This window comes from Methanothermobacter crinale (assembly GCF_055397825.1).
In genome coordinates this window covers 683079-695362 of sequence record NZ_AP042450.1, presented here as the reverse complement: position 1 = coordinate 695362, position 12284 = coordinate 683079, and the positions used below count along the sequence as shown (strand labels likewise).

Here is a 12284-nt window from a genome sequence, read left to right as displayed (position 1 = left end):
AATCACCTTCTTCTCGCTCCGCATTTCATGCTGGACTACTTATTTCCATACTATTTAGTCTGTTTTAAATCGTTGTTCCCGACGCCAACGTCAGAGCCTGAGAGCGTAATTTCCATACTATTTAGTCTGTTTTAAATCAAAAGGCTGGAGGAGATCTTTGAAGAGCCCATTGAGAATTTCCATACTATTTAGTCTGTTTTAAATCACGGGTGAATAGGAGCAAATTCTTCGAGGAAATAACATTTCCATACTATTTAGTCTGTTTTAAATCACGTCTGCTAACGTGGACGCCTCTCCAGCCACTATAATTTCCATACTATTTAGTCTGTTTTAAATCCCGCCTCCGGAGACCGAATCGGATACTACGACCCCATATTTCCATACTATTTAGTCTGTTTTAAATCCTTGTCTAGAGCCGGTGAATTCAAGGATAACCCTTATAATTTCCATACTATTTAGTCTGTTTTAAATCACTGGAAACGGTTGGAAATCAAGGCCCGGCGGTTACAAAATTTCCATACTATTTAGTCTGTTTTAAATCCCTAACTCATCTGCCAGTTTCTAACGCCTTAGCCCATTATTTCCATACTATTTAGTCTGTTTTAAATCAATTGTATGAAACCCATGATAATCTGCCAAATGCTCGATTTCCATACTATTTAGTCTGTTTTAAATCAATCGGTGATATTTGCTGTGTATCGTGGAACCAAGCCAGATTTCCATACTATTTAGTCTGTTTTAAATCATAGTCGTTGTAGCACCCCTAACAGTTCTACAACGATATTTCCATACTATTTAGTCTGTTTTAAATCCGAAAAAAAGCAAGATAGGGGTGATAAAACATGAAAATTTCCATACTATTTAGTCTGTTTTAAATCTCAGGTTCCCAGTCACCCTGCCATTCAAGGAGCGAATATTTCCATACTATTTAGTCTGTTTTAAATCTACCTTGTCAAGAAGGGCGTTATTTTCGCGTCGATCTTATTTCCATACTATTTAGTCTGTTTTAAATCACGCGAAGGTAACGCTCTACAAGGACCTAGACGGTACGAATTTCCATACTATTTAGTCTGTTTTAAATCGCTCCTACCTTCCCAAGGATCACATTTATTACATCCATATTTCCATACTATTTAGTCTGTTTTAAATCATTTCTATCTCATCCTCCATTTCCTCCGTTCTCCCGAATTTCCATACTATTTAGTCTGTTTTAAATCATGACATCGCAGAATGATAGTATGAACTCGAGGCTGTATTTCCATACTATTTAGTCTGTTTTAAATCACATTCACCACCTCCTTATCTTTTTATGGGGCGTGGATTTCCATACTATTTAGTCTGTTTTAAATCAGGAGGATCATTTTGCCCTGGCCCCGGCCTTAGTGCCCGAATTTCCATACTATTTAGTCTGTTTTAAATCTCTCTGTATCCCCTATAATTCGCATCCTGTTGAGATGGATTTCCATACTATTTAGTCTGTTTTAAATCATATTTCCTCTAAGGCAACGTATTCATATGCTGTTTCATTTCCATACTATTTAGTCTGTTTTAAATCGTTTCAAAACTTTGAGTGGGGTGAACACAAGATGTGAATTTCCATACTATTTAGTCTGTTTTAAATCATTACAACGATCTCGACATTCTAGTCCGAGCTGACCTATTTCCATACTATTTAGTCTGTTTTAAATCCTAAGCTACTTCGATGATAGTGAAGTATCACTTCTAAATTTCCATACTATTTAGTCTGTTTTAAATCCTTTAGATGACTTCATGCAAGCCTTGGAATCCACAGCATTTCCATACTATTTAGTCTGTTTTAAATCCCGTCGAAGGCGGACATAACCGCCCGCTTCTCCGGAATATTTCCATACTATTTAGTCTGTTTTAAATCCATACTACCACCCTAACTTTTCCTCGTACTCCCAAAATTTCCATACTATTTAGTCTGTTTTAAATCACAAACCTAAGAAAATCACTTATAAGGTTTCTGAAGTATTTCCATACTATTTAGTCTGTTTTAAATCCCATGCCGATCACTCCCATATTTTTTTGTGGGGCGTGGATTTCCATACTATTTAGTCTGTTTTAAATCCTCAGGTAACCTTGACCCAGTCGGCGTAGTTGACCTAATTTCCATACTATTTAGTCTGTTTTAAATCATGATGAGCTTGTATTTTCTGTTGTCAGCAGCGTTGAATTTCCATACTATTTAGTCTGTTTTAAATCCCTCCGCCACCGGATTGGAAGAATTCCTCACATCCATATTTCCATACTATTTAGTCTGTTTTAAATCATTATCTTCAGAGGAAACTTGAGGAGGAAGAAAGCATTTCCATACTATTTAGTCTGTTTTAAATCAGTTGATTATAGATGAAACGGGCGAATGGTATTGAGTATTTCCATACTATTTAGTCTGTTTTAAATCGTACCATGCATCCACGCGATATTCATCCGCAAGAGCGATTTCCATACTATTTAGTCTGTTTTAAATCCCTGGTGTCTCCAGAGCCTCAAGGGACGTCTTGGCAATTTCCATACTATTTAGTCTGTTTTAAATCACTAATAGAAAAACTAAGCACCCTACGGTTCAAAACTCATTTCCATACTATTTAGTCTGTTTTAAATCAGGTAACGATCGGGAGGTACACGAAAGCATGGAAACGATTTCCATACTATTTAGTCTGTTTTAAATCTAGCATTATCGTCTACACCTCTCGAACCTTATATGCCATTTCCATACTATTTAGTCTGTTTTAAATCACTTTTCCTTCTTTTTGGAGCTTATCGAGGGCGTTGAATTTCCATACTATTTAGTCTGTTTTAAATCATTATCACCAATAACGACCTTTTTGGTAGGATATTATTTCCATACTATTTAGTCTGTTTTAAATCACATCATGGACGGGGCAGTCACCAGCGCGAAGATAGCATTTCCATACTATTTAGTCTGTTTTAAATCTTTGATATGCGACGTCCCAGACGCGTTGTTTTGGGTCAATTTCCATACTATTTAGTCTGTTTTAAATCAAACCCATACAAGACAATGGTCGAGAACTTATGACTTATTTCCATACTATTTAGTCTGTTTTAAATCTGGCCCGGTCTTCGCGTCGATCAGCTCAGTTTCATCTTATTTCCATACTATTTAGTCTGTTTTAAATCCTTTTTAGCTCTTAGGTAGTTGTAGACATATCCTGATTTCCATACTATTTAGTCTGTTTTAAATCCAGAAGCAATGAGCTACGCAGTAGGGTGGGAGAGCAGGATTTCCATACTATTTAGTCTGTTTTAAATCATCTTCAGCGCTGCTACCTCCAGTCGACGCTTCATGATATTTCCATACTATTTAGTCTGTTTTAAATCTTTCACTTCCACAATATCCTTGTAGCAACCACTCATAATTTCCATACTATTTAGTCTGTTTTAAATCCCCTTTAAGTGGAAAACCATGCTATGATAATTAGCACATTTCCATACTATTTAGTCTGTTTTAAATCAGGAAATGGAGCCTTCTGGTATGTTGCATGACACCGTATTTCCATACTATTTAGTCTGTTTTAAATCTGATATGCGACGTCCCAGACGCGTTGTTTTGGGTCAATTTCCATACTATTTAGTCTGTTTTAAATCAATGTCTTCTGTCTCGGGCCAACCAAAAATTGGAACATTTCCATACTATTTAGTCTGTTTTAAATCAGTACTATCTGGAGAAGGATATTCGCGCCTATATTGAATTTCCATACTATTTAGTCTGTTTTAAATCGATTTCAACGCCGTTGTCAGATATTGTGATCTTATTGTCGATTTCCATACTATTTAGTCTGTTTTAAATCTCCCTTATTAGGGATATACAAGAGTCTACGAGTTTCTATTTCCATACTATTTAGTCTGTTTTAAATCATAACTTAAAACATGATGTTAGAGAACCCTATTAATGATTTCCATACTATTTAGTCTGTTTTAAATCCTGCCCTTAGAGGATGTTATAGGTTATATGAAGCTTTATTTCCATACTATTTAGTCTGTTTTAAATCCTTGTGCCGATTCAGCAGTCTTATCCAGACTTCCTTTATTTCCATACTATTTAGTCTGTTTTAAATCTCCATCCCCTTGTTTTGATGATACCATCGCCTCTGAATTTCCATACTATTTAGTCTGTTTTAAATCGTTCGGAGAGCTATGGAGGAATCCCTGAGTAGGCTAAATTTCCATACTATTTAGTCTGTTTTAAATCATTGGTGGGGCCTTAGGTGGTGTTATCAGTTGGATCATATTTCCATACTATTTAGTCTGTTTTAAATCACACTACCACATCATCTTATTTTAGAAGGATAAGATAGATTTCCATACTATTTAGTCTGTTTTAAATCACCACAAAACCCCCTACAAGATCAACCAAACCATATTCATTTCCATACTATTTAGTCTGTTTTAAATCCTGAAACACCTATTGAGATCATTGAACAACTGCCACAATTTCCATACTATTTAGTCTGTTTTAAATCATTGAAGGCGGCGTTTGGAGAAGTCTGGAATGCATTAATTTCCATACTATTTAGTCTGTTTTAAATCGATTGAAGGGATAAGGAAATTATTATGTGGAGATCATATTTCCATACTATTTAGTCTGTTTTAAATCTTTTTTGTCACATTATATTATATGGGTCAGCCCTTAATTTCCATACTATTTAGTCTGTTTTAAATCGTCTTCTACCTCTGGATCATCTTGGCATATTCTCTGAATTTCCATACTATTTAGTCTGTTTTAAATCCACTTTTCCAAAAAATGGATGGTGGCTCTGAGAATTATTTCCATACTATTTAGTCTGTTTTAAATCCTGGCCCGGAGCCATCTTATGGCCCCGGGATGTCTTGATTTCCATACTATTTAGTCTGTTTTAAATCGCCTTACACACTTCTTACATACAGAATGGCCAATCTATTTCCATACTATTTAGTCTGTTTTAAATCTTCGATGCACATGATGCCTTGCGGGATTTCAGGCTTTATTTCCATACTATTTAGTCTGTTTTAAATCGATTTTGGAAAAGTATATATATACCTTCCCCGGGTTTATTTCCATACTATTTAGTCTGTTTTAAATCTCTTTCACAGGATTTTCAAAAATTTCTTCGTAGTGTTATTTCCATACTATTTAGTCTGTTTTAAATCAAGCATACCAGTCGTAAAAGTCTCAAAACGGCCACATTTCCATACTATTTAGTCTGTTTTAAATCAATCTTTCTGTTTTCATTTTTTCACCTCCCAAGATTCATTTCCATACTATTTAGTCTGTTTTAAATCGCAACCTTCTGAATCATAGCGGACGGATATTTCTGCATTTCCATACTATTTAGTCTGTTTTAAATCACTGTCACCCACGTAGTAGTCTGGCGTGTGTGATTGCAATTTCCATACTATTTAGTCTGTTTTAAATCGTCCCCCTCTTTTATTTCTTTGGGGGTGAGGTGTTGGAATTTCCATACTATTTAGTCTGTTTTAAATCAGTTCTTCATCGGTTGCGCCGGGGGCAACCGTCCTTTATTTCCATACTATTTAGTCTGTTTTAAATCAAGATCCATAACGTTGATACCATCCTTTTTCAGCTCCATTTCCATACTATTTAGTCTGTTTTAAATCCCATAATCAATAGAATCAGAAGTATCTGATGATTTCAATTTCCATACTATTTAGTCTGTTTTAAATCTCATTGTCAAAGAAGGGGTAGGTGAAGCGAACAGGGATTTCCATACTATTTAGTCTGTTTTAAATCGGCGTCTACGCCCTTCTTACCCCTAGGGGTGTATGCATTTCCATACTATTTAGTCTGTTTTAAATCATGACACACTGGACAAATGTGCTTACATCTTCGAGAAGATTTCCATACTATTTAGTCTGTTTTAAATCGGTTCTTGTTTGTTCTGCCTTGCTTGTACAAGGTCTTCATTTCCATACTATTTAGTCTGTTTTAAATCATCTGATTTTCGATGGGAAAACCTTCGAAAAGAAGTATTTCCATACTATTTAGTCTGTTTTAAATCCGACCTGTTTTTTGGTTATATTGCTTTTATTTGCTTTTAGAATGCTCCTTTTTTGATTTTGTTTAAGTCTAAATATAATAATGTTTTTATTTTATAAATGTTGACTTAGGTATGATTTGTATTTTGTTGTTAAAATTATTTATAGAAAATGGATATTACTTTTTAGTATCTACAATATTAAATCTATTGGATTTTTGTCCTGTCCAATTATATGGAGACTAATGTATTTTTTGTTTGGAAATTTGTAAATTAGCACGGAATCTGTTTTTTCATTTATTAATTTTTTTAGTTCATTTTTTATAACATTAAATTGTGATCTGCTTACTTCTCCTTCAAAAACAGAATTTTGTCTCCAATGTAAGAACATTTTAAGAAATTTATTGACTTTATTAACTCTACGCGCATCAACATCGTATACAACTAAAAGATACATGTTAATACACCTTTTCCAAGAAAATCAGGATTGAAATTTCACAATGAGTTTCTTGATGTTCAACTTCTATGGATTTGCCGGTATCGTTAGAATGTTGGCAGGGATCTCACAATGTGCTTCTTGATCTGATTGTTTATATGGAAAATCTTAAATATAACACACATCCTGGAATCTCATCATTCAATAAGAGTATTTATAAAAATACCCTTAGAATACCGGTTGAAATTCTAACTCGAGTTGTTAAAATTATAATGTTGTAAAATAGTGAAGTTTTAGTTATTAAATGTTCCAATCTAATTTTTACCACCATGATTTAAAGCTTTCATATTTTTTGTCTCCCAGGAGATGTTTTATCAATTTGTAGCATTCTAGGCGCAATAAATATTTATAGGAAACTCTCCTATTAAGTTTTGGGTGTTTGATTGTGGTTTCCATTCTTTTTTGGTATTCTTTTAAAAAGATGTGTTTACCTCGATCATTTAGGAATACACCGATATCATAGTTAAAGTCTTTTTTTGTGATTGTTCTAGTGTTAACTAATTTGAAGATTATTCTCCCCGTGATTATTGGTTTATAAATGTCAGCAATGTCAAGTGCAAGTGAAAATCTTCTTTCGTGGGGTTCATGTAAAAAGCTTATTGACGGGTGTAAATATGTGTGATAAATTTCTGAGAGGGTACTTACATATAATAGGGAATTTCCAAATGATATTAATGCGTTTAATTCAGTTGTGGGTGGCCTAATTTCTCTTTTTTCCATTTTGAAAGTCTTAAGGATTTTATTGAAGCTTTGATAATATGAATTCCACATGTGTCCTTCACTACTTCTCAATTGTGGAACATTTTTATTTTCGAGTGATTCATTTTCAATGTCTTCGATATATCTTCCGACCTTTTTCCCCGACTCTTGTAATATTTTAGTGATTTCAAGATGTTGTATTTTATACCCTTAACTATTTCTTTCGCTATATATGTTCTTTTTTCTTTGTTAATGTAATGTTCTGCTTGTTTTACAACTACCAAGCCTGAATTAAGTTGGATGCGTGGATATAATGAACCCTCATAATAGCCATATTTGTTGAAAAAATTGACTGGAATCCCTTCTTTCATTAATAGAGAAGAAGCCCCCGACTTAAGAGTAACTCTACCATAACAGTTTATTTCATTTATACGATTTATAGGCAAGGCTTTTTTTATATTCTTATTTATATAATATAGTGTGTTGCCCTTTCTTGATAATATACCATTAGATGTTATATAAATGGGATCTCTCATTTCTTACACCATGCAGAATTCATAATAACTGCAACGTTTACAGTAAGGTTTTACTTTTATAGATGGTGGGATTTTCATTTTAATTACCTTTTTAATCTTTACGAGTATTTTCTCGATTTCATCTTCAATTTTGGGTGTTAATTTTATTTTTTCACGTTTTTTCTCTTTTGGATAGACTATGATTCCATTAAGTTCTTTTCCTGTGAATTTTTTTATATACCAGAGATAATAATATAGTTGATATTTTACTGGCTCTGTGAGTCTACTCGATTTTTTTATTTCAAAAACAGTCAAATTTTTATCTTTTATGAAATCAAAGGAAACATCTCCAAATTTCACATTTTTTCTTTCTCTTGAATAACTTTTTTCATGGATTATACGTCCGATTAATATATCCTCATTGTCATAGTTCATGTTTATTTGCTTTGCAAAAAACCATAGCTCTCTTTGGCAAGAAATATAATATTGAACCATGACTCCAGTTATTCTTTCCATAATAATCACTAAAGGAATTGCCAGTCATCCTTTTTAAGAGGTTTTAATCCGATTTCATAGTTATAATCAAACCCGTCTAAAATGTAAAAATTGTTTTTATGTATTTCACCTTTCTTTAGCAATTTGAAAAATAACCATTTGTATATACCAACTGTATTCTCGAATCTTTCTGGGCTATCTTCCTTTTCAATGAATTTTTTTGGGATAACATCTATCGTTCCGAAACGTTCGTCTGTGTCACGCAATTGTAAAAGTTCTGAAATTTCTTCAAGATTTTCTGTTCTGAATCTTATGGTGTAAGGTCCTCTCTCAATTATCTTATTGTATTTTTTGAAGCCATTTTCAAATTTATTCTGGAATTCAAATAGTATCTGATCTGTATTTAACAGACTTGTATATAATCTGTTCACGTAAGAGGATAAGTCACCAAGTGATGGGCTTCCAGGTTCTAGAATTTTTTCGGAAAACTCAATTATTTCCTTTCTATATGGGTATGACCATCTACCACTATCTGAGATAGTTTCTATATCTGTAGATATGAAGATACTCCCTTGTATCTTGTCCTTTCTTCTGTTAATTCTCCCTATTCTTTGTACAAGTGCATCAATAGGTGCCAATTCTGTGAACATTACATCAAAGTTTATGTCAAGTGATATTTCCACAACTTGTGTCGCGACTAATACAAGTCCCTTGCTTTTCCATCCATCTTTTTCTTCTATTTCGCTTTCTTTCAACTTTCTGTCCTTTTTCACAAATTGTGAATGATATAGTATCAAATTTGAATGTTTATCTGGATGATCACTAGTTTTAAAATGGTTTGTTTTCTTAAGCTTATTGTAGATTTCTTTTGATTTTTCAATGGTATTCGTTACAACAAGTACTTTTTTCCTTTCTTGATAAAAATCGATGATTTGTTTTATTTTATCTGAGATACTATCTGCCCTTATTTCCAATTTAACAGGTTTTGGTTCAAATAGATCTTTTTGCGTGATCTTTGAATAATCTATACCTTCCAAGAGTTGTTTTTCTAACAATGCAGGGAATGTAGCGCTCATCAAGGCAAATTTACAGTCTTTTGCTTTTAATTCTAACAATATCCTCCTAAGAGCCCCCATCATTTTAAAATCATAGGAATGTATTTCATCGACTATTAGTAAGGAATTTTCTAAATTTAATTGGGCCAGGGGCCATTTATTTATGTTGAAAAAACTTAATATAAATGAATCCAAAGTCGAAACAGTTATGGGCTTTGAAAATGTTTTATTTAAAATTTTTTCTCTCCATAACTTCTCTTCATCATCACCATATTCTTCCGCGAGGATTAGTGAAGAAGCACCATGAAGTATACCAACATAATCCTTGCCAAAATAGTCCTTAAAGCGTTTGTACATGGAATTACTTGTGACTTGCGTTGGCATGGTATATATTACCTTTGTATGCTTGTTTTTAATGTTATTTAGTGCCCATAGAAGTGCTGCCTCAGTTTTACCCTCCCCTGTAGGTATCTTAATAACAACATTTCCTTGTTTTTTAGATGCTACCCTTTGAAATTTTTTCATACCTTTGAAGGAAATGCCTTTTTTTCTTGCTCTCTGTTTAAGTTTTTTTATGAAATCTTTTTTTGTTATTTTTGGAAAATTTGGATTATTTAGTCCGCTGGAGAGCCAATCAGCCCTTATAAGGTTACCTGTTACAAATCCATAGACTTCTTTTATTTTCTTTTTGGAAGATTTATCGCCACTATTAAGGATAGTATTAAGGGAGTCGATTATTCCCTCTCCAGAAAATCCCCATGAGAAATCCTCTCTCAGAAGATTATATGGATCTTTAGAAGGTAATTCAAATTTGAATTTATATGGAGATCGAAATCCAAAAAAATCCCTATAGTACTCGTCATATTTTTCTGCAAATTTGAATGTTTCTTTGAAAAAAGTTGGAGCACTTATATATTGAAATTTTTCAGTTCCATATATATCCTTATGCAACAGGGTGTGATGAGTTAAAACTGCGAGTGTTACATAATCAACATCATCAACTCTTGGAATCGATAATCCTTGTGTAAAATAGATGGAATAGAGAGGATGATATGATTTTCCTTTCCCAAGGATCTTATCTTCATAAAATTCAAAAGTACCTTTACCTATATCATGAAAGAAAACAGAAAAAAACAATATATCATAGAGTGTTTGCTTTTTGATATCATGTTTTGTTGAAAATCTTTTAAAAATTTCATTGTTCTCTGCTATGAATGTTTTAAGTTCCTTTAAAGCATTCTTTGTGTGTGCTTCTAAGGTGTAATCAACCATGCCCGTTTTTGCTATTAAATTGGATTCAAAGAACCTAGGATCTTTTCTGTAAATTTCCTTAAATTTATCCTTGTAATTTTTGACAAAATCTCTTAATGAGAGCATGGCATCTCATTATATGAATTCTATGTTGAATCCATTTTCATTATCATGGTAAATTTTCTTCGTGACATTGGTTTCAATTTCTAATCCTAGAAATTCTACAATTTGAATAAAATCTGTTGGTTTTCTTGGTAAACTGCTTTTGAAATCTCTGTTAATTGTGACGATACGTGGAGGAAATATCTGGATATTCTTTTCAAGTTTGAGTACTTTGGAATCAAATTTCATACCTTCATCAAATCTGAAAATACTGTGTACAATTTTACTATTATCTACCTCTAAAACGGTTCTCTTTACATTTTTGAGGATCACAAGTTCATCATCCATTCCTAAACTGGGTACTCTGCAAGGCTTTCTTAAAGAATTGTAGATTTTCCCAAGGAGAGGTTTTTCTGCGGTTAGGTAAATGAGATATTTGCCTCTATAAATTTTTTCTCTCTCTAGTATATCTCTTCCAGAACCTGCAGACTTCCATTTTTTAAATGTCCATGCATCATTAAAAATTGAATTGATGTAAAGTGGGATTATCCCCACTTTCACTTTTTTGAGAAGTTCATAGTAATCCTGCTCATTCTTGCCCATTATATTGGTGATCATTCCTATTATTTGTGTTCTAGTAGGTGCCAAGTAAGTTAGTTGATATATTGATGTTTGAGGTATCCTGAACGAATTTATTAAGCCTTCTACTGTGAATTTCACAGCCTCCATTTATTACACCTAACATAGCCATTCTTTGACATTATCTAAAGCTTTGTTTACACTTGTTATCTTGTCACTGAATGTGTCTTTTATTTCATCTTCATTTGCGAATATTCCAGATCTTATACCAACACAATAATCTTCGATGATATCACTGAATTCTGCGAGGACTTCATTTAAAAGATCTATTTTTATGTTATTTTCAAAATCCATGTCGAGCGCATTTAAGAATATAGGGGTTCCTGCCTTTTGTTTTGTGACGATTACAAATTTAGGGGTGAGATCATCCAACAATCTTGCCCTTTTTGAGCCTCCGTCGATACTTTTGAGGGAATCTAAAAAGTAGCTTATTCTCATTGCTTTTTCTTCATTATCAATAACTGGTTTCATATCATAATTTAACTCATCTACTATGGAGCCAATTGAATCAGCGTCAATAACTATAGTTCCTCTCATGAAATTAAATGCATTCACTTCTACTTTAACAAGATCTCCGCCTTCTTGCCCCTCTTTTTTCCTTGTTAACATGTCGCTATTGCCATTCCATGGGAAAATACTAATAAGTGGCGAAACTTTAACTGGAGACCATCTTCTAAGGGCCATTTTACCTTTACCTTTCTCTGCCTCCATGAATCCAAAAATATCAAGATCTGGATGTTTTTTAATGATCTCTTGGTATCTTTTTTGAGGATCCTTTGAATCACTTTCTATTATATATTCACCATTTTTATCAATTTTCGTTAGATCCATCCCTAGTTGGTTCATGGTTTCTTTGAGATAATATCGCAGAGCCTGCCCAGAAACATAAGGGTAATAATTTCCTTGGTAATCTTGCACTTTCTTTAAGACTATTAAATTTCCAGGATTTTCACTACTATTCAAATTGTCTATGTTTACCTTTGTAATGTATCCTATATTTGCAAATTTTCTCATT

At 33.2% G+C, this 12284-nt stretch carries 5 protein-coding genes, 1 pseudogene and 1 CRISPR repeat array (1 of these 7 only partly in view); all 6 genes and pseudogenes read right to left on the bottom strand.

The window, feature by feature from the left end; translation table 11 throughout:
* Nucleotides 1-6041: direct repeats of the CRISPR family, unit length 30 nt; unit sequence ATTTCCATACTATTTAGTCTGTTTTAAATC (it extends 833 nt beyond the left edge of the window).
* Between the two features lie 169 nt (nt 6042-6210).
* Complete coding sequence (cas2, locus tag ACZ5XX_RS04145; RefSeq protein WP_464585945.1) at nt 6211-6474, bottom strand: CRISPR-associated endonuclease Cas2; 264 nt, start codon at nt 6472-6474, stop codon at nt 6211-6213.
* 300 nt (nt 6475-6774) lie between these two features.
* A pseudogene (gene cas1b, locus ACZ5XX_RS04140) lies at nt 6775-7748 on the bottom strand (type I-B CRISPR-associated endonuclease Cas1b).
* A 3-nt stretch (nt 7749-7751) separates the two neighbouring features.
* Nucleotides 7752-8222 (bottom strand): CRISPR-associated protein Cas4, encoded by a 471-nt coding sequence (gene cas4 / locus ACZ5XX_RS04135; RefSeq protein WP_464586216.1) that lies wholly within the window; start codon nt 8220-8222, stop codon nt 7752-7754.
* 29 nt (nt 8223-8251) lie between these two features.
* Entirely contained in the window at nt 8252-10654 is a 2403-nt protein-coding gene (cas3, locus tag ACZ5XX_RS04130) for a CRISPR-associated helicase Cas3' (protein WP_464585942.1), read from the bottom strand.
* Between the two features lie 9 nt (nt 10655-10663).
* Entirely contained in the window at nt 10664-11359 is a 696-nt protein-coding gene (gene cas5, locus ACZ5XX_RS04125; RefSeq protein WP_464585939.1) for a CRISPR-associated protein Cas5, read from the bottom strand.
* Between the two features lie 9 nt (nt 11360-11368).
* Entirely contained in the window at nt 11369-12283 is a 915-nt protein-coding gene (cas7i, locus tag ACZ5XX_RS04120) for a type I-B CRISPR-associated protein Cas7/Cst2/DevR (RefSeq protein WP_464585936.1), read from the bottom strand.
* Nucleotide 12284 lies beyond the last annotated feature (1 nt).

Bases quoted from the DNA above. Each gene is read 5' to 3' on its own strand.
- cas5 (WP_464585939.1), bottom strand. From the start codon at position 11,359: ATGGAGGCTGTGAAATTCACAGTAGAAGGCTTAATAAATTCGTTCAGG.
- cas7i (WP_464585936.1), bottom strand. From the start codon at position 12,283: ATGAGAAAATTTGCAAATATAGGATACATTACAAAGGTAAACATAGAC.
- cas4 (WP_464586216.1), bottom strand. From the start codon at position 8,222: ATGGTTCAATATTATATTTCTTGCCAAAGAGAGCTATGGTTTTTTGCA.
- cas3 (WP_464585942.1), bottom strand. From the start codon at position 10,654: ATGCTCTCATTAAGAGATTTTGTCAAAAATTACAAGGATAAATTTAAG.
- cas2 (WP_464585945.1), bottom strand. From the start codon at position 6,474: ATGTATCTTTTAGTTGTATACGATGTTGATGCGCGTAGAGTTAATAAA.